Source organism: Arenimonas fontis (genome assembly GCF_008386465.1).
GTDB classification, from domain to species: Bacteria; Pseudomonadota; Gammaproteobacteria; order Xanthomonadales; family Xanthomonadaceae; genus Arenimonas; species Arenimonas fontis.
Window position 1 is genome coordinate 299,722 of sequence record NZ_VUOD01000003.1, and the last position, 18,609, is coordinate 318,330.

Sequence of the window (18,609 nt, forward strand, 5' to 3'; positions counted from 1 at the left end):
CGTGGCCCACCACAGTCGCCTGGCGGGCTTCATCATCGACTGTGAAGGCGGCTCGCTGTCCGAGGCCGCGCGCTTCTGGTCGGCGGCCCTGGGCCTGCCGGTGCTGGATCCGGACGAAGGCGGCGAAGGCCGTTACGCCCGCCTCGACGGCAGCCGGCACGGCCTGCACATCGAAGTGCAGCGGGTCGAGCACCCCTCGCGCGTGCACCTGGACATCGAAAGCGACGACATCGAGGCCGAGGCCAGACGTCTCGCCGCCCTGGGCGCGAAGGAAATCGCCCGGCCGCGCAACGGCCGCTGGATCGTGCTCGAGGCTCCGACCGGTCACCGCTTCTGCGTGGTGCGGGCGCGCGAGCGCCTGCACCCGGACAACGCCAACGTGCACCCCTGAGGCGGCGCGCCCCTGGGTGCGGCGGGCTCGGGCTCAGTCCGTCGCCGGCACGAATCGCGCCCGCCGCCAGAACCAAGCGACGATGACCGTCAGCAGGAAGGCCTTGTAGGCCAGCAGGCAGGCCAGCACCTGGCGCCAGATCGGCCCGGCTTCGATACTGCGGTCGGCGAAGCTGTAACCCCAGCGCCCGGCGATGAACGCGGCGACGAAGGCCAGCGCCAGCGCCAGCAGATCGAAGCGCCGGCGCGCCGGCGTCACCGGCAGATCGCGCGGCAGCCACCAGTAGACCGCGCCCAGGATCAGGAACCAGGGCAGGAACAGCAGCATGGCCAGGTCGGCGATGTCGGCGCTCATCAGGCCTCTTCCATCAGCCGGGCCAGAGCGTCGGTGACCTGCTCCAGGGCCACGCCCTCGGCCAGGTCGCCGACCAGTTGCTCGCCCAGGTGCAGGCCCACGCCCTCGACGTGACGCAGCAGGGCGGCGCCCTCCTGCTTGAGGCGGGCGACCAGGCGGCCGGCCTCGCGCGGCGATTCGTGGCCGGCGCTGAGCAGCAGCTCGCGGCCCTCGCCGTCCACCAGCTTGAAATGGAAGCGGCCGTCCTTCTCGCGGTACTGCTTGAACTGCGGCAGCGCGGCCCTGGCCTTGGCGGCCTTGCCGCCGCCGGCCGGGGTCGAGCGCAGGTCGCGCAGGCCGACGGCGGCGCGCAGCTCGGCCAGGAAGGGCGTGGCCAGGGCCCGGGCCTTGGCGGCGCCGGCGCGCAGGATGTCCTCGATCTCGCCCGGCCGCGCCATCAGCGCCTCGTACTTCTCGCGCAGCGGCGCCAGTTCCGCCTCCAGGCGCTCGTACAGGGCCTGCTTGGCCTCGCCCCAGGCGATACCGGCGGCGAAGGCCCCGGCGAACTCCGCCGTCTCCTCCGGCGTGGCGAAGGCCTGGTAGAGCTGGAACAGGGCCGAACCCTCGGTGTCCTTGCGCTCGCCCGGCGCGCGCGAATCGGTCAGCACCGAGAACACCAGCTTTTTCAGCTCGGCCGGCGGCGCGAACAGCGGGATGGTGTTGTCGTAGCTCTTGCTCATCTTGCGGCCGTCGAGGCCCGGCAGGGTCGCCACGTTCTCCTCGATCGCCGCCTCCGGCAAGACGAAGTGCTCGCCGTAGAGGTGGTTAAAGCGGGCGGCGAAGTCGCGCGCCATCTCGATGTGCTGCACCTGGTCGCGGCCAACCGGCACCGACTCCGCCTTGAACATCAGGATGTCGGCGGCCATCAGCACCGGGTACATGAACAGGCCGGCGGTGACGCCGGCATCCGGGTCCTCGCCCGCCTCGACGTTCCTGTCCACCGCCGCCTTGTAGGCGTGGGCGCGGTTGAGGATGCCCTTGCCGGCCACGCAGCTCAGCAGCCAGGTCAGTTCGGTGATCTCGGGGATGTCGGACTGCCGGTAGAACCAGACCCGGTCCGGATCCAGGCCGCAGGCCAGCCAGCTGGCGGCGATCTCCAGGGTGGAACGCTGCACGCGGGCCGGCTCCTGGCACTTGATCAGGGCGTGGTAGTCGGCGAGGAAGTAGAAGCTCTGCACGCCCGGGCGACGGCTGGCGGCGATGGCCGGACGGATGGCGCCGGCGTAGTTGCCCAGGTGCGGGGTGCCCGAGGTAGTGATGCCGGTGAGGACGCGGGTGGCTGGCATGGCGGAACGGCGTGTGAAAGGCCGCCATTCTAGCCTCCCGCGCCGGCCAACCCCGTCGCGCCCGTCGGGACGTTCCATCGCAGGCCCCCACCCCGAGGAGTGCGACGATGAAAACCCCGTTTCCCTCACCGATTCCCGCATCGGCCCCCGCGCCGGCGCCAGCCCGGGCCTTCGCCCCGAGCTGGCGGATTCCCGCCCTCGGCCTGCTGCTGGCGATGCTGGCGGCGGCCCTGTGTCCGCCCGCCCAGGCCTTCGCCCGCCGGCCCCCGTCCGGGGACCTGGTGGAGCTGCAGGTCCGCGACCTGGACAGCGGCCGTCTGCTGGAGCGGCACTACCACCGCGGCCGCTGGCACCTGGCCGGCGAACCGGGCCAGCGCTATGCCCTGGTCCTGCGCAACCTCACCGGCGAGCGCGTGCTGGCCGTGCTGTCGGTGGACGGCGTGAACGTGGTCAGCGGCCAGACCGCCGCGCCGAGCCAGTCCGGCTACGTGCTCGAACCCTGGCAGCAGATCGAAGTGCGCGGCTGGCGCAAGAGCCTGGAGCAGGTCGCCGAGTTCCACTTCACCGCCCTGCCCGACAGCTACGCCGCCCGCACCGGCCGGCCGGAGAACGTCGGCGTGATCGGCATGGCGGTGTTCCGCGAGCGCCGGCCGGCGGCGGTGACGCCGCCGCCCTACTATCGCCGCGACGGTGTCGCCGGGGCCGAAGACGCGGCGAAGGCGGGCGCGCCTGCCGCCGGCACCCGGGAGGCCCTGGCCGCGCCGAGCCACGCGCCGGAAGCCCGCCAGGCCCTGGGCACCGGCCACGGCCAGCGCCGCTGGGACGCGGCCCGGACGACGCATTTCGAGCGGGCCTCGTCCCGGCCCGAGCAGGTGCTGAGCCTGTACTACGACAGCTACGAGGCCTTGGCCGCCCGTGGCGTGCTGCCGTCGCGCCGGCCGGCCTGGCGGGAACCGCAAGCCTTCCCCGTTGGCTTCGTGCCCGACCCCTGAGCCGCGGCAGGCCCAGGCCCGGGAACTCGGCGGGGCCGGGCCGGAACGCCCAAGGGCGACGACCGCTTGGCCGAAGGCGCCGGGCCGGGAGCCGGAAACGGCGGGGGCCGGGCAAGGCCCGGCCCCCTCGCCGCGATCGCCAGGCCTCAGTTCTTGGCGCGCTCGGCGGCTTCTTCGAGTTCGCTGCCGGCCTTTTTCACGTCCTGGCCGAAGCCCTTGACGGTGTTGCAGCCGGCCAGCGCGAAGGCGGCCAGCAATGCCACCAGGATCAGTCGCTTGCGGGTCATGGCGGTCTCCTGAACGCGTGCGGATCGAAACGCCCGCCGAGTCTAAACCCGGCCGGCGGCCTGTCAACGCGGCCCGTTCAGTCCCGCATCAGGGTGGACTTGCCGAACAGGCTCTCCACCAGGTCCACCGCCAGCCTGCCGGTGCGATTGTGTTCGTCGAAGGCCGGATTGAGCTCGACGATGTCGATCGAACCGACCCGGCCGGTGTCGGCGATCATTTCCATCACCAGCTGCGCCTCGCGGTAGTTGGGGCCGCCCGGCACGGTGGTGCCGACGCCCGGCGCGATGGACGGGTCGAGAAAGTCCACGTCGAAGCTGACGTGGATGTGGGTATCGGCATCCACCCCGTCCAGGGCCATCTCCATCACCCGCTTCATGCCGACCTCGTCTATGAAGCGCATGTCGTAGATGTCCAGGCCGTATTCCTTCACCAGGCGCTTTTCCCCCTGGTCCACCGAGCGAATGCCGACCTGGCGGATCTGCGAGGGTTCGATGGCCGGCGCCGAACCGCCCAGGTGGGTCAGCTCGCGCGGACCCAGGCCGCACAGGCAGGCCACCGGCATGCCGTGCACGTTGCCCGAGGGCGTGACCTGGCTGGTGTTGAAGTCGGCATGCGCGTCCAGCCAGAGCACACGCAGCTTCTTGCCCCGTTCACGGCAGTGGCGGGCGACGGCGGTGATGCTGCCCAGACCCAGGCAATGGTCGCCGCCGAGCAGGATCGGCAAGCGGCCGGCCTGCAGCTGGGCGTACACCGCCTCCATCACCGTCCGGTTCCAGGCCGCTACCTCGGGCAGATGCCGGTAGCCGTCCACCGGCGGCTGCCAGGGATTGACCGGGCCCGACAGGTTGCCGGTATCCACGACCTGCAGGCCGCGCTCGCGCAGGGCATCGGCCAGGCCGGCGACGCGCAGGGCTTCCGGGCCCATCGAAGCGCCACGATGGCCGGCACCGATGTCGGTGGGCGCGCCGATCAGGGCGACGGTGCTGCCGAGATGGCTCATCGCGCCGCCTCCGCGCCCGGCCGCGCGACCGGGCGGCCCTCGGCCTGCCAGCGCGGGAAATGCCCCTCCAGTTGCCGGCTTTCGATGCCGGCGCCCGCCAGCACCCGCTCGGCGATGTCGGCGCGGCGGCCGCTGCGGCAGTACACCAGCACCCAGGCCGGCTCGCCCAGCTCCGGCAGCCGCTCGGCCAGCTCGGCATGGGGGATGTTGATCGCGCCGGGGACATGACCGGCCGCGTATTCCTCGCGGCTGCGCACGTCCAGGATCAGCGGCGCGTCCGCGCGGCGGGACAGCTCCGCCACCGCCGCCGGCGCGACGTCCGGCCGGCCGGCCGCGGTCGGCAGCGGCGCCAGCAGGGCCAGCGCCAACAGGCAGGTTCGCAGGTTCATGGCGTCCCTCGGTTGCGGCATGGGCCTGTCAGGATACGCCGGCGGCCGAACCCGCATCCAGCCGCGGCGACGCCCGGTTCAGGCCCGTGGCAAGCGCGCCTGGATCTCCGCCGCCGGCGCCGGCCGGCCGAAATGGTAGCCCTGCAGCTCGTCGCAGCCGATCCCGGCCAGGAAATCGGCCTGTTCGGCGGTCTCCACGCCCTCGGCCGCCACGGCGATGCGCAACTGGTGGCCCATGGCGATGATGGTGCGGGCAATGGCGGCATCGTCGGCATTGCCGGGCAGGCCCATGACGAAGCTGCGGTCTATCTTCAGCCGGTCGAGCGAGAACTGCTTGAGATAGGCCAGGCTGGAATAGCCGGTGCCGAAATCGTCCAGCGACAGGCGCACGCCCAGCGCCTTGATATCGGCGAGATGGCCCTGCACGCGATCCACGTGCTCCATCAGCGAGCTTTCGGTCAGCTCGATCTCCAGACGCCGGCCGGGCACGCCGTGCCGCGCCAGGCTGTCGCGCACCTGGCGGACGATGTCCGGACGTTGCAGTTGCAGGGCGGAGACGTTCACCGCCACGGTGAAGCCGTCGAGGCCGGCGTCCTCCCAGGCGCGCAACTGCCGACAGGCTTCGTCGATCACCCATAGGCCGACCTCGGGCATCAGGCCCAGGGCCTCGGCGATCGGGATGAAGCGGCCCGGCGGTACCCGGCCCAGTTCCGGGCTGTTCCAGCGCACCAGGGCTTCCAGACCGGTGACGACGCGGCGGCCGGCGTCGAGGATGGGTTGGTAATGCAGTTCCAGCTCGCCGCGCGGGATCGCCTCGCGCAGGCGCGCGCCCAGCACCAGCCGGTCCTCCAGCTCCTGCATCTGCTCGACCGAGAACATGCAGGCGGCGTCGCGGCCCTGGCGCTTGGCCCGGCCCATCGCCGCTTCGGCCCGGCGCAGCAGCTCCATGGCGCTCTCGCCGTGCTCCGGCGCCCGGGCGATGCCGACGCTGGCGGTCAGGAACAGGCGGTAACCGTCGCCTTCGATGGGCTGCGCCACCGCGGCCCGCAGGCGCTCGGCCAGGGCCACGGCCTGGTCCGGCGTCAGCACCGGCGCCATGGCCACGAACTCGTCGCCGGCGAAGCGGGCCAGGCGCGCGCCCTCGTCCAGCTCGGCGAGCATGCGGTCGGCCAGCAGGCGCAGGGCCTCGTCGCCGATGACGTGGCCCATGGACTCGTTGACGACGTGGAAGCGGTCCACGTCCAGGAACAGCAGCGACAGGGCCGCGCCTTCCTGCTCCAGAAAGGTGGCCGCCTCGTTCTCGAGCACCGGAAAACGCGGCAGCCCGGTGACCGGATCGTAGTTGGCCGCATAGGCCAGGCGTTCCTCGGCCTCGCGCTGCTCGGTGATGTCGTTGCCGATGACCATGCGGCAGGCGCGGCCGTCCATTTCGATTGGATGGGTGGCGATCTCGACCCAGATCAGGCTGCCGTCCTTGCGCCGGTGCCGCCAGACGCCGCCGCGCTGCCGGTCGTCGAAGGTGGCCAGATGGGTCTTGAGCCGCTCGGCCTCGTCCGGTTCGCGCAGGTCGAGGATGCTCATGCGCAGCAGTTCCTGCCGGCTGTAGCCGTAGTTGTCCACCATCGCCTCGTTGACGGCCACCAGGCGCAGGGTCTCGACGTCGTAAACCCAGGTCGGAAACGGATTCAGCTCGAACAGCAGGCGGTAGCGCTGCCGGCTGTCCTCGAGTTCCGCCAGCTGGCGGGCATGCCGGGCGGCATAGCGCAGGGCCCGGGCCAGGGTTTCGGCGTCTATCCGGCCCTTGACCAGATAATCGGCCGCGCCCGCCTCCAGCGCCCTGCGGTCCAGTTCCGGATTTCCCTGCCCGGTCAGCATGATCACCGGCCGGCGCGGCCGGCCGGGCGCCAACGCCGCTTCCAGCAGGTCCAGGCCGGAATCGGGACCGAGGTGATAGTCCACCAGGTAAACGTCGTGGCGGTCATCCGCCAGCGCCTGCAGGCCCTCGGCCAGGGAGCCGGCCCAGTCGAGCTCGAACTGCATCTGCGGCAGGTCCGACAACAGGTCGCGCAGGATCAGGAAATCCTCGCGGTCGTCGTCCACGACCAGTACCCGCAGGACACGGGATGCCGGCATCATGGCAGGCCGGGGTCGCCCGCCGGCGGCAGGTCCACCGTTTCCAGCCAGTACCGGCCCAGGTTGCGCACCACCTCCAGCATGCCGGCGAAGCTGGCCGGCTTGGTGATGAAGGAGTTGCCGCCGTCGCGGTAGCTGCGCAGCACGTCCTCCTCGGCGCTGGAGGTGGACAGCACCACCACCGGAATGTGCCGCAGCGCCGGGTCGGCCTTGATCTCGTGCAGGGCTTCGCGCCCGTCCTTGCGCGGCATGTTCAGGTCGAGCAGGATCAGGCCCGGTTCCGGATGGTCGGACGCGCCGGAATAGCGCCCGCGCCGGCGCAGGTAGTCCATCAGCTCCTCGCCGTCGCCGACGAAATGCAGCGGGTTCTCCATCCGGCACTCGCGAAAGGCCTCTTCCGCCATCAGGCGGTCGTCCGGATCGTCCTCGGCGATAAGGATCGTGATGTCTTCGCGCACGGTCATCGGGGCAGGAATCGTCACCTGGCTAGGTTAACCCCGGGTCACGGCGGTTTTCCGCCACGGAAACGTGACCGGTGTCCGGATTTTGCCGCTCCGGCAACTGGATAACGAAACAAGCGCCTTCGCCCGGCCGCCCTTCGGCCCGGATCTGGCCGCGGTGCCGTTCGACGATGCGGCGCACGATGGCCAGGCCGATGCCGGTCCCCTCGTAGTCCTGGCGGCCGTGCAGGCGCTGGAACGGCGCGAAGATCTTGCCGGCGTGGCGCGGTTCGAAGCCGATGCCGTTGTCTTCCACCCGCAACTCCCAGGCCGGTTCGCCGTTGAGGCTGACGGCCGTCGCCGAGATCCGGACCCGTGGCGGCCGCTCCGGCGCCCGGAACTTCAGCGCGTTGGCCACCAGGTTCTGCAGCAGTTGCCGCATCTGGGTCGGGTCGGCATCCATCGTCGGCAGCGGGCCGGCCTCGACCAGGCCGCCGCTGCTCTCCAGCCGCGCCCCCAGATCCTCGAGCACCGTCGCCAGCGTCTCGTCCAGGGCGACGCGGACGAAGGGCTTGCCGCGGGTCACGCGGGAATAGGCCAGCAGGTCGTCGATCAGGCGCTGCATGCGTTCGGCGGCCTGCCGGCTGCGCTCCAGGTAATCCGCCGCTTCGGCCGACAGCTCCGCAGCGTAACGGTGCCGCAGCCGATCGGCGAAGGCGCGGATCTTGCGCAGCGGTTCCTGCAGGTCGTGCGAAGCGATGAACGCGAAGTCCTGCAGCTCGCGGTTGCGCGCATCCAGGTCGGCCAGGGTCTGGCGAAGGGCGTCCTCGGCGGCCCGGCGCTCGGTGATGTCGCGGCCGACTGCATACACCAGACCGTCGTTGCCCGGCGAGGACAGCCACTCGATCCAGCGCACGCCGCCGTCGGCGCGCACGTAGCGGACCTGGACCGCCTGCTCGATGGTCTCGCCCCGCGCCATCCGGTCGGCCCGTTCCAGGATCCGTTGGCGATCGTCCGGATGCACGAAGTCGGTGAAGGTGCGGGCCAGCAGCTGCTCGCGGTCGTAGCCGGTCACCTCGGACATCTTCGGGTTGACGGCGACGAACCGGCGGCTGGCCGGCTCGAAGATCACGAACAGCTCAGCCGACATCTCGAAGAAGCGATCCCGCACCCGCAGCCTTTCGATCAACCGGCCCCGTTCGATGGCGTCGCTGGCCATCTGGGCGAACTGCTGGGTCACCAGCTGGTCTTCCTCGCTGAACTCGCCGACGTACTTGTCGCTAAGTTGCAGCAGACCGATCACCCTGCCCTCGGCGCCGATCATCGGCACCGCCAGCCAGCCGCGCATCGGCGGGTGCCTGCCGGCTTCGGCGCCGAAGCCGCGCCAGCGCGGATGCGCCTCCAGTTCGGCCTGGCTCATGCGCACCGGCCTGGCCGTTTCCACCACCATGGCGTAGATGCCGCTGCCGTCCGGCGGCGTGTCGTAGCCGCGCCACTGTCCGTACTTTTCCGACAGCGACACCGCGTGCACCTGCTGGGCCGGGCTTTCGTCCACGTTCAGGCTGATCACCGCCTGATGGGCGCCGATGGTGTCGCGCAGGCTGTCCACCAGTTGCTGGTACATCTCCTGGTCCGGCAGCTTGCGATTGAAACGGATGGCGGCATCGCTGAGCCGGCGCAGCTGCCGGCTGGTGGTCTCGGCGGCGTTCAGGGCTTCGCCCAGTTCCTGCTGATGCCGCCGCAACACGGTGATGTCCTGGGCGATGCCGAACACGCCGGCCACCCTGCCCTGCACCATCATCGGCAGGTTGGTAATGCGCATCTCCAACCGTCGCCCGGCCGGCGTCACCACCCCGATCTCGTACTGGCGGGCCTCGCCCAGGCAGACCGCCCGGAAATGCTGGCGGGTCATCTCCCTGTGCTCGGGTGCCACCAGGAAATCGAAAGCTTTGCCCAGCACGTCGCCGGCAGTCAGGCCGGTGACCTCGCTGTACTGGCGGTTGACCGCGGTGAAGCGCCCCTCGAGGTCCATCGAGAACACCGCGTCCGGGTGCTCTTCGAACAGCGACCGGAACCGCTGTTCGCTCAGGGCCAGCTCGCGGTAGGCCTTGTCCTGCTCGATCGCCACCGCGGCGATGGCGGCCATGTTCTCCATCATCTTCAGCTCGTCCGGCGACGGCTCGCGGACGCTGCGGTAGTAGTTGGCGAAGGTGGCCAGCACCTTGCCATCGGCGGACTTCACCGGCACCGACCAGCAGGCCCTCAGGCCATGCGCTGCCGCCAGGTCGCGGTAGTCCTCCCAGAGCGGATCGCTCATGATGTCCGAGACGATCACCGTCTCGCCGCGCCAGGCCGCGGTGCCGCACGACCCGGCCTTGGGCCCGATCTCCGCGCCGTGGATGGCCAGGTTGTACGCCGCCGGCAGGCTGGGCGCCGCCCCGGTCAGCACGTGCCGCCCGGCCTCGTCCAGCAACAGCACCGAGCTCAACGAGCCGGGGAACTGCTGTTCGGCCAGCCGGGTGACGGCTTCCAGGCTCTCGGTCAGCGGCCTGCGCGAAGCGATGCCGGCCAGGATTTCCCGCTGCCCCTGCTCCATTGCCCGCGCCCGCCTCGCCTCGGTGACGTCGCGCATGAAGCTGGTGAACACCGGCGGGTCGGCGTCCGGGAGGCGGATGATGGTGAGCTCGACCAGCAGTTCGCTGCCGTCGGCCCGCAGCGCCGGCAGTTCCACGCGCTTGCCCAGCAGCTTTCCGCGCCGTTCCCGCAGGTAGGTCGCCAGGCCCTGGCGATGGCCATCGCGGAGGCGCTCGGGCGCCAGCAGGTCCGCGAGATCCCTGCCCAGCACCTCCTCGCGGCGGTATCCGAAGGTGCGCTCGGCCGCCGGATTGAAATCGAGGATGCGGCCGTCCGCCGACATCGTGACGATGCAGTCGAGCGCGCTCTCGACCGTGCTGCGCATGCGCGCCTCGCTTTCGCGCAAAGCCCGCGCCTGCGCTTCCAGGGCGGTCACGTCCCTGGCCACGGCGAAGGTCATCCGGTCGCGTGGCGACCAGCGCAAGGACCACTGGGTCACCCGCACGACCCCGCTTCGGTGCACGCAGCGTATGCGCAGGTCGCTGGCCGGATTGCCCGCCATCACCGCCGCCGCCGCCCGCAGTGCCTTGCCGCGATCGTCCGGATGCACCAGGTCCACCCAGGCCCGGCCGATCAGTTCGTTCGGGCCGTGGCCCCAGATTTCCCTGGCGGCGTGGCTGACCTGCTGGAACCGGCCGTTGGCATCCAGCACGCAGATGGCGTCCAGGGAGTGCTCCATCACCTGCCGGTTCACCACCAGCGAATGCTCGAGCCGCTTGGCCATCTCCCGAAGCCCGTCCTGGGCGGCGCGCTGCTCGGTGACGTCCTGGATGGCGCCGGTGGCGGCGGCAGGATTGCCATCGGCGTCCCGCAGCAAGGTGCCTATCTCCCGCACCACCCGCTGTTCGCCGTCCGGGCGCAGCACCCGATATTCGAGGTCCAGGTCGCCTTCCCCGGCGTGCAGGCGCCGTTGCGCCTCCTGCAAACGGGCCCGGTCCTCGAAGTGCACGCGTTCCAGCAGCGCCGGCAGGCCGAGCCGGAGCTGCCCGGGCTCCATGCCGAAGATCCGGAACACCTCGTCCGACCAGCTCAGCTCGCCGCTGGACAGGTCGTACTCCCAGCTTCCCAGGCGGGCCAGGCGCTGCGCATGCGCCGAGGCCGCCTCGGCCTTGAGCCGGACCGCCTCCGCCCGCTTGCGGTCGCCGACGTCCTGGAAGTACACGGCGATGCCGTTGGGATGCGGGAACACCCGGGCATGGAACCAGGACCCGAGCGGCGGATAAAAAACCTCGAACTCGACAGTGCGACGTTCTGTCTGGGCAGTCCGGAAACTGCTCTCGACGATCGTGCCGCGCGTCTCCGGGAAACACTCCCATAGCGGGCGGCCCAGCAGCTCGTCCCGGGGCCGCCGCATGAGCTGCTCGGCGCGCGGATTCACCAGCACGAAGCGCCACTGACTGTCGAGCACGTAGAAAGCGTCGCTGATGCTGTCGAATACCTCGGCAAGCTCCCGCTCGACGGCCTGCAAGGCCTGCCGCGTTCGCTCCGATGTCTCGATCTGCCGACGCAGCAGCTCGCTGGCATGCTCGGCTTCGCGTGCTCGCCGCTGCCCCAGCGCGGCCAGGCGCAGGGCCAGCGTCAGCAGGCCGCCGGCGGTCAGCCCTCCCAACAGGACCAGCCCGGAGAAACTCGCCCTTACGCCCGTCTCCGGGATCGGCCACAGCTTGACCCGGGCATCGTCCATGCCGTCGAGCGTCCGTGCCGGCACCGTCTCCCGCCCCGGCTCGCCGCGCTGATACAGCACCCTCGCGCCCTGGATCACCTGCAAGGATTGTCCTGCAGCGGCGTCATGGGTCAGATCGCTGAAAAGCTGCTCGATGTCCACCACCGCCATCAGGAAGCCCGCCGGCTCCGGACCGGCGCCGGCCGCGGCGGGCACCGGCACCACCAGCAACTCCCCCAGCCGGCCCGTGAACAGCGGCATCGCTCGCGACCAGGCTGCCTTATCGGCCGCGGCCCTCGCCAGCAAGGCGGCATGTGCCGGATCCGCATCCATACGGTCGCCGATCCGGTCGACCAGTGCCGGCCCGCGCCAATGCACCTGGCGCAGGTCCGTGTCCGGACCCAGCCAGGCGAGGGCCGAAAAACTGGCGAAATCGCCCAGGTAAGCCTCGGCGCCCCGGGCGAATACCTGCTGCTGGGCGCTGCTGTCCTCCAAGGCAGCCAGGCGCTGGGCAAGCCGCGCCAGCGCCTGGCGCCGCTCCCACATCCCCTGGTCCAGTGCCCTGGCCACCATGTCCGCCTGGCTGCCCAGCAGGGCCTGCCCCAAGCGGCTCTGCTCGCGCTCCAGCCGGAGCCACAGGCCAAGCGACAGCATGACCGCCGCCAGGCCCACGCCGATGGGCATCCAGACGCTGCGCTGGACGTCCAGATCACGCTGGCCCGAGGCACCGGCGAAGACCAGCGCCAGGCCCAGCAGGCACATGGTCACGCCGGTCGGCAAAGCCATGGGCGTTTGCGCGCCCCAGCCGTGAAGCACGGTGAGGCTGGCCAGATAACCCAGCCATTCCACCCCCGCGATCACAATCAACACGAGCCCGCAGGCCCAGGTCGCCGCCCATCGGGAGGCCGACCGACCCTCCCGCTCCGGAGCCAGACCGATGCCCAGGGCGGCCAGCAGCCAGGCGAGGGCCTCACTCGGCGGCATGTGCCCGGGCGATCCTCCTGCAGTGGCCAGGCCGTACCGCGGCAGCCATTCGACGCTTCCCTGCGGCCAGCCCAGGTAGGACCCGCTCAGGGCAGTGATGGACAGCACTCCCACGGGGACCAGCAGGAGCAGCGCCCATCCCTTGTGCCTGGCCAGCAAGGCCGACAGGGACAGGGTGACCAGGAAACCGCTGAGCGCGGCGTCCAAAGGCATCGGGGCCAAGGAGGTTCCAGCCCGGACGATGGCATCGCTATCCAGGGCCCAACCGATCATCACCAGCAGGCAAAGACCGGCCGTGAGGGCGATGCAGGTGCGTGCGAAGGGCTGGTGGCCAGCGCGCAGGCCGGTGCCCAGCAACCGCAGGCCCAGCAGTAAGGCGGCGAACCCGACCGACAGCCCCATCGGCAGTGGCGGACTCCCCTGCATCCGCCAGGCACCGAGCGCGAAGGCGGCCAGCGACACCAGGAAACCACCGGCGAACCGGCTCAGCCGGTCGGTCAGCGCCGTTCCGGACAGCGCGCTCATCGCCAGGCCGAGCGAGGCGGCCGCGGCGGCCAGTGCCGGCGCCGGATTGCCGGCCTCCGGCCCCGGCCAGAACACCAGGGCGACGAACACCGCGCCGCTCGCCCAGGCCAATCGCAGGCGCCAGAGCGGCGAGTCCGCCGCCGGTCGCCACAGCCAGGCCAGGGCCAGCAGCACCGGAAGCGCCAGCGAGATGGGACCGGGCCAGGCCTGCGGCGGCCCGGCGGACCAGAGCAGCGCGTCCAGGACGGCCAGCAACAACACCATCGCTGCCGACAGGCGGGCGATCATCCTGCCGGGCCCCTTCGCCTGCACACCGGCCAGACCCATCCTGTCGTCGTCCGCGGTGTCGCCCATGCCACTCCCCCGGTCGCCTTCGAGGCGAGGCCGTCATGGAACCGCAATCCGCACGGCTTGCCAATGCCGTGGGCGGGAACCCCGGTGCCTGGTGCCGGCTGTCGGATTCGAACCGACGACCTATCGCTTACAAGGCGATTGCTCTACCTGCTGAGCTAAGCCGGCCAGGAGCGGATTCTAGCTTGTCGGCGGCACCAGGCCGGCGCAGTCCGCCGGCCGCCCTTCCAGCCCGGGTTCGCCGCCGAGTGCGGCGCGCCAGTCCAGGTCGGGACCGGCGGCCAGATCTATCCACCACTGCGGCACCTGCTCGGTGCGCGGCTCCAGCCGGGCCGGAAATCCCAGTGCCAGCAACTCGTCGCGGCGCGCCTCGGCATTGCCCAGGTCGCGGAACAGGCCGAGGGACACGGTGTTTTCCTGGTCGCCGGCGGTGACGACGTAGTAGTCGCGCACGCCGCGCGCGGCCAGCTCGCGGGCGCTGGCCAGCGCCTCCTCGCGCGAAGCGGCGGCCGGCAGGTACACCCGGTAGCCGCGCAGGCTGCCGGCCAGGACTTCGCGGTACTGGATGCGGGCCACCCACGGCGTCAGGGCGGACATGGCGGCCCGCAACTGGGCAGGGGTGCCGAACGGTCCGATGCTCAGGCAGACCGGCGCTTCCGGCAGCGGCAGGGGCACGCTGGCCAGCTCCGCCTGATCGGCCGAGGGCGGGGCTTCGGCCTCGCCCAGCAGCACCAGGCTGCCGACGCCTGGCGGCAGCGGCGGCGCGGCCGGCGGCGGCGGCGTGTGCAGCCACCACCACAGGGCCACCGCGAGATTCATGCAGGCCAGCAACACGACCAGGCCGCGCAGGATCATGCCGGTTCGTCCTCCCCGGCCCGGGCCGCGTACACGGCCAGACCTTCCAGCACCAGGGCCGGCGCCTGCTCGCTGTCCAGGTCCAGGCATTCGCCCAGGCGCTCGCCATCGCCGCCGGCCAACAACACCCGCGGCGCCGTGCCGAGCAGGCGGGTGGCCCGGCGGTGGCTGCGCTCGATCAGGCCGGCCGCCGCACCCAGGCTGCCACCGGCCAGGGCGTCGGCGGTATCGCTGCCGAAATCGCAGGCCGCGCCGCCAGCGAAGGCCAGGGCCGGGAACCGGGCCGCCAGGGCCGAGCGCATGTGCGCCGGGCTCGGCGCGATCAGGCCGCCCCGATGCCGACCCTCGGCGTCCAGCAGGTCCACCGTCAGGGCGCTGCCGGCCGACACCAGCAGCCAGGGCCCGGGACCGCGCGCGTGCGCGGCCAGCAGCGCCAGGAACCGATCCACGCCCAGGCGCGACGGATCCGCGTAGGCGATGCTGACACCGGCGCACCGGGCACGGGTCCTGGCCCGCCGGGCCGGATTGCCGTGCCCGGCCAGGGCGCTGGCCACCTGCGTGGTCACTGCGGAAGCCGCCACCGAGGCCAGCCAGCAGACGTCGCCCGGGCGCACCCGCGCCAGCCAGTCCTGCAGGCGGTCGGCGAAATCGCCGGCCTCGTGCGCGAGCGCCTGCACTTCGCCCAGACTGTCGCCGTCCCAGGCCGCCAGCTTCAGGCGGGTGTTGCCGAGGTCGAACAACCAGTTCATGCGGCACGCAGACTGGCTTCGCCGGCGTGGAAACGTCTTTCGACGCCGCCCACCTCCAGGCGCAGGGCGCCGTCGTCACTCAGGCCCAAGGCGGTGCCTTCGTGGACCTCGCCGGCGCAGGCTACCCGCACCGGCCGGCCGGCCAGGCAGTCAAGGCGCGGCCAGCGCGCCAGAAACGGCGCCGGTCCTTCCCGTTCGAATTGCGCCAGAGCCGGCAAGAGCGCATCCAGCAAGGCCGAGGCCACCATCGGGCGCGACACGGAGCCGCCCGCCAAACCGGCCAAGTCCACCCAGGACTGCTCGATCGCCCGGCCCATCGCCGACGGCATCTGCACGTTCACGCCCAGGCCGACCACGGCGCGGACCGGACCGGCCGCCTCGCCGCCGACCTCGACCAGGATGCCACCCAGCTTGCGGCCGCGGGCCAGCAGGTCGTTCGGCCACTTCAGGCCGACGTCGGCGAAACCCAGGGCGCGCAACGCCTCGCAGGCGACCACGCCCACTGCCAGGCTCAGCCCCTGCAGGGCGGCGATGCCACCCTCGAAGCGGCGCGACACGCTCAGGTACACGTGCGCCGCCAGCGGCGAAACCCAGGCCCGGCCACGGCGGCCGCGCCCGGCCTGCTGCCGCTCCGCCAGCCATACCGCACAGCCCCGGGCCGGCGCCGGTTCGCGCAGGGCCACGGCATTGGTGGAATCGGTGTCGAACAGCACCGTCAGCCTCGACAGCTGCCGGCGCGCCTCCGGCGACATCGCCGCCGCCATGGCCCGGGCATCGAGAAGCTCCAGCGGTCGGGCCAGGGCGTAGCCGCGGCCCGGTCGGGCGTCTATCTCGACGCCCGCCTCGCGCAGGGCCTGCACGCGCTTCCACACCGCCGCGCGGGTGATGCCGGCCTCGCGCGCCAGTTCCTCGCCCGAGGCCGGTCCACGGCACAGCCGGGCCAGCAGCGCGCGCTCGATCACGCCGCCCTCCGGCGCGCGAACAGGCGCACGCGCTCGAACCGGTTCTCGGTGCCGGCCAGCAGCCGCCGCAGGTTGTCCCGGTGCGTGAACAGGATGAATGCCGCCATGGCCAGCGCGAACGACCAGCGCTCGGGACCCGCCTCGGCGAACAGCGCCGTCGGCACCAGGCTCGCCGCGGCGATGACCGTGGCCAGACCGACGTAGCCAGTCGCCACCAGCACCACCAGCCAGGTGCCGATCACCACCGCCAGGGCCAGCGGCCACAGCAGCAGCAGAGCGCCGACTAGGGTGGCGGCACCCTTGCCGCCGCGGAAGCCGTGGAACAAGGGCCAGACATGACCCAGCACCGCCGCCGCCGCCGCCGCGTACGGCAACCAGGCGACGCCGGAACCGAAGCGTCGCGCCAGCCAGACCGCCAGCACGCCCTTGCCGACATCCACCAGCACCGTGCCCAGGGCGAAACGCCAGCCACGGGTCCGCAGGGCATTGGTGCCGCCGGCATTGCCGCTGCCCAGCGTGCGGATGTCCACGCCCTGCAGGCGGCCGAGCAGCAGGCTGCCGGACAAGGAGCCCAGCAGGTAGGCGACGACGACGAGTACGGGGTCGATCAACGGCATCGGCGCATTATGCGCCCGGCCTCGCCGCCACGGGCTGAAGCGAACAGACCAGGGCGCCGGGGCCGGCGTGCGCGCCGATCGCCGAGCCGGTTTCCAGCAGCCAGCCTTCGGCGATGTCCAGCCGATCGCACAGGGCGGCCAGCAAGGCTTCGCCGTCGGCCGGCGCGTCGCAATGGCCGACGATGGCGCGGTAGCGCTGCCCGTGCCGACAGCGTCTGGCCACGTAGGCGGCGAAACGTTCCGGAATGCGGGCACGGCCGAACAGGCCGCCGACCACCTTCAGCCGGCCGTCGTCGCGGATCCGCGCCATCGGCGTCAGGCCGAGCCATTCCGCCAGCGGGCCGGCCCAGGCCGGCACCCGGCCGCCGCGCACGGCGTGGCGCACGTCGCGGGCCAGGGCCCAGGTGCGGGTCAGGGGTTTGAGCCTGGACAGTTCGGCCAGGATCTCCGTCGCCTCGGCGCCGGCCGCCGCCAGTTCGGCGGCGCGCAGCACCAGCAGGCCCTGGCCGCAGGAGGCGTTGCCGGTGTCGAACACGTGCGCCCGCGCCGGGTCGGTGCGCTGCGCCGCGGCCTCGCCGGCCTGCAGGGTGCCCGACACCGCCCGCGACAGGCCGACGTAGACCAGATGCGGATGGTGCGACAACAGGAACTCGAACTGCCGGCGGAAATCGCCTGGCGGCGGCTGGCTGGTACGCGGCAGCAGCGGTTCCCGGCGCAGCATTTCGTAGAAGGCGGCGGTGGACAGCCCGACCTTGTCGAGGTAATCGCGTTCTCCGAAGTTCACCCGCGCCGGCACCATGTGGATGTTGTAGCGCTGCATCAGCGCCTCGGGCAGGTCGGCCGCGCTGTCGGTGATCACCGCCACGCCGACCGCGCCGGCGGCGGTCCGGGCCTGGGCCTGCATGTCGTCGGCCTTGGCGCCCTCGACGCGGCCGAAGCCGGCGGCCAGTTCGAACAGCGCGCCCGGATCGGCCACATGCGCATGCAGGCGCAGGCGGCGGCGATTGCCCGCCAGCACGACGCAGGAAGCCCCCATCGCTGTCACGGCCGCGCGCAGGGCGGCGCGGTCCATGTCCTCGCCCACCAGCAGGCATTCGCTGCACCAGCGGTGGTCCGGGTCGCCGTCGGCGAGTTCGCCGTGCGCCTCGGCCGCTTCCAGCCCGGCCGGGCCCTCGTCGGCTACACCGGCGGCGTCCACGGCGCCGGAGGCGATGAAGTCCTGGATGCCTTCGAGCAGATCCACGAAGCCCTGGGCGCCGGCATCCACTACACCGACCCTGGCCAGCACCGGCAATTGCCGCGGCGTGTCCGCCAGCGCCTGGCGGCTGCGCTCCAGGGCGCGCCGGAACCAGTCACCCGGATTGCCGGCCGGACCGGCGTCCAGACCCTCGGCGAAGGCGCCGATGACGCTGAGGATGGTGCCCTCGCGTGGCTCCGACAGGGCCTGTCGGGCGGAAGCGGCGCCGGCCCGAACGGCTTGCGCCAGGGCCGCGGCATCCAGGGCGCGGGCATTGCCCGCCGCCTCGGCGACGCCGGCGAGGAACTGGGCCAAGATGGCCCCGGAGTTGCCGCGGGCGCCGTCCACCGCATCTTCGCCCACCCGTTGCAGCAGCTCGCCGACGCCCCGGCTGCGCCGGCTGAGGGCGCCGGCCAGCACACCGCCCAGGGTGAAGGCCAGGTTGCTACCGGTGTCGCCGTCGGGCACCGGAAAGACATTGATGCGATCGAGCGTTTCCCGCCGGGCGATGACCCTGCGGGCGCCCGCGATGAGGGCTCGGCGCAGGGCGGGGCCGCGGACCAGGGGGCGGCTGGGTTCGGACGCGGCAGTGCTCATGGGCCGCCGGAGTCTGCCCGAACCGGCGCCGGGCTGGCCATGCTGCATTGCCGCATACAACGGTGCCGGGCGGGCGTATCATCGGCCTGCCCTCCGTTGCCAGTCTGGCGCTCACGGCCAGGT

At 71.9% G+C, this 18,609-nt stretch carries 15 protein-coding genes and 1 tRNA gene; 2 read left to right on the forward strand and 14 right to left on the reverse strand.

Going from position 1 to position 18,609, the window contains the following annotated elements; genetic code table 11:
• The first annotated feature begins 1 nt into the window (after position 1).
• Complete coding sequence (locus F0415_RS05645; protein ID WP_149860225.1) at positions 2 to 391, forward strand: VOC family protein; 390 nt, start codon at positions 2 to 4, stop codon at positions 389 to 391.
• A 33-nt stretch (positions 392 to 424) separates the two neighbouring features.
• Here F0415_RS05645 and F0415_RS05650 read toward each other — a convergent pair whose 3' ends face one another.
• Both F0415_RS05650 and F0415_RS05655 read right to left on the reverse strand, forming a co-directional pair.
• Positions 425 to 745 carry a hypothetical protein gene (locus tag F0415_RS05650; protein ID WP_246149892.1) on the reverse strand — a complete coding sequence of 107 codons (321 nt, stop codon included), beginning with the start codon at positions 743 to 745 and terminating at the stop codon, positions 425 to 427.
• Complete coding sequence (locus F0415_RS05655) at positions 745 to 2,070, reverse strand: tryptophan--tRNA ligase (protein ID WP_149860226.1); 1,326 nt, start codon at positions 2,068 to 2,070, stop codon at positions 745 to 747. The genes F0415_RS05650 and F0415_RS05655 overlap by 1 nt, the downstream gene beginning before the upstream one ends.
• A 107-nt stretch (positions 2,071 to 2,177) precedes the next feature.
• Here F0415_RS05655 and F0415_RS05660 point away from each other — a divergent pair, with 107 nt between their 5' ends.
• On the forward strand, positions 2,178 to 3,062 hold the full coding sequence (locus F0415_RS05660; protein ID WP_210244160.1) for a hypothetical protein: 885 nt from the start codon (positions 2,178 to 2,180) through the stop codon (positions 3,060 to 3,062).
• Positions 3,063 to 3,208: 146 nt separating this feature from the next.
• On the opposite strand, the gene F0415_RS05665 is transcribed toward F0415_RS05660, so the two are convergent.
• From F0415_RS05665 to F0415_RS05720, 12 genes are all read right to left on the reverse strand, one after another.
• Positions 3,209 to 3,349 carry an entericidin A/B family lipoprotein gene (locus tag F0415_RS05665; protein WP_149860227.1) on the reverse strand — a complete coding sequence of 47 codons (141 nt, stop codon included), beginning with the start codon at positions 3,347 to 3,349 and terminating at the stop codon, positions 3,209 to 3,211.
• 77 nt (positions 3,350 to 3,426) lie between these two features.
• Positions 3,427 to 4,350 (reverse strand): arginase, encoded by a 924-nt coding sequence (rocF, locus tag F0415_RS05670; RefSeq protein WP_149860228.1) that lies wholly within the window; start codon positions 4,348 to 4,350, stop codon positions 3,427 to 3,429.
• Positions 4,347 to 4,739 (reverse strand): rhodanese-like domain-containing protein, encoded by a 393-nt coding sequence (locus tag F0415_RS05675; protein WP_188310303.1) that lies wholly within the window; start codon positions 4,737 to 4,739, stop codon positions 4,347 to 4,349. Before F0415_RS05675 ends, rocF begins: the two co-directional genes overlap by 4 nt.
• Before the next feature lie 78 nt (positions 4,740 to 4,817).
• Positions 4,818 to 6,872: a putative bifunctional diguanylate cyclase/phosphodiesterase gene (locus tag F0415_RS05680; RefSeq protein ID WP_149860230.1), complete on the reverse strand. Its 2,055-nt coding sequence runs from the start codon at positions 6,870 to 6,872 to the stop codon at positions 4,818 to 4,820.
• A complete protein-coding gene (locus F0415_RS05685) occupies positions 6,872 to 7,336 on the reverse strand; it encodes a response regulator (RefSeq protein ID WP_149860231.1) in 465 nt (154 codons plus the stop codon). Before F0415_RS05685 ends, F0415_RS05680 begins: the two co-directional genes overlap by 1 nt.
• Before the next feature lie 22 nt (positions 7,337 to 7,358).
• Positions 7,359 to 13,472, reverse strand: coding sequence for a PAS domain S-box protein (locus tag F0415_RS05690; protein WP_149860232.1), 6,114 nt, complete (start codon positions 13,470 to 13,472; stop codon positions 7,359 to 7,361).
• A gap of 89 nt (positions 13,473 to 13,561) precedes the next feature.
• Positions 13,562 to 13,637 (reverse strand) — tRNA-Thr (locus F0415_RS05695).
• Positions 13,638 to 13,649: 12 nt separating this feature from the next.
• A complete protein-coding gene (locus F0415_RS05700; protein WP_188310304.1) occupies positions 13,650 to 14,324 on the reverse strand; it encodes an SPOR domain-containing protein in 675 nt (224 codons plus the stop codon).
• Entirely contained in the window at positions 14,321 to 15,073 is a 753-nt protein-coding gene (locus F0415_RS05705; RefSeq protein ID WP_149860234.1) for a type III pantothenate kinase, read from the reverse strand. Before F0415_RS05705 ends, F0415_RS05700 begins: the two co-directional genes overlap by 4 nt.
• On the reverse strand, positions 15,070 to 16,035 hold the full coding sequence (birA, locus tag F0415_RS05710) for a bifunctional biotin--[acetyl-CoA-carboxylase] ligase/biotin operon repressor BirA (protein ID WP_149860235.1): 966 nt from the start codon (positions 16,033 to 16,035) through the stop codon (positions 15,070 to 15,072). The genes F0415_RS05705 and birA overlap by 4 nt, the downstream gene beginning before the upstream one ends.
• Positions 16,032 to 16,652: a glycerol-3-phosphate 1-O-acyltransferase PlsY gene (gene plsY, locus F0415_RS05715; protein WP_149860236.1), complete on the reverse strand. Its 621-nt coding sequence runs from the start codon at positions 16,650 to 16,652 to the stop codon at positions 16,032 to 16,034. Before plsY ends, birA begins: the two co-directional genes overlap by 4 nt.
• A gap of 7 nt (positions 16,653 to 16,659) precedes the next feature.
• A complete protein-coding gene (locus F0415_RS05720) occupies positions 16,660 to 18,486 on the reverse strand; it encodes a DegV family protein (RefSeq protein WP_188310305.1) in 1,827 nt (608 codons plus the stop codon).
• Between the last annotated feature and the right edge of the window lie 123 nt (positions 18,487 to 18,609).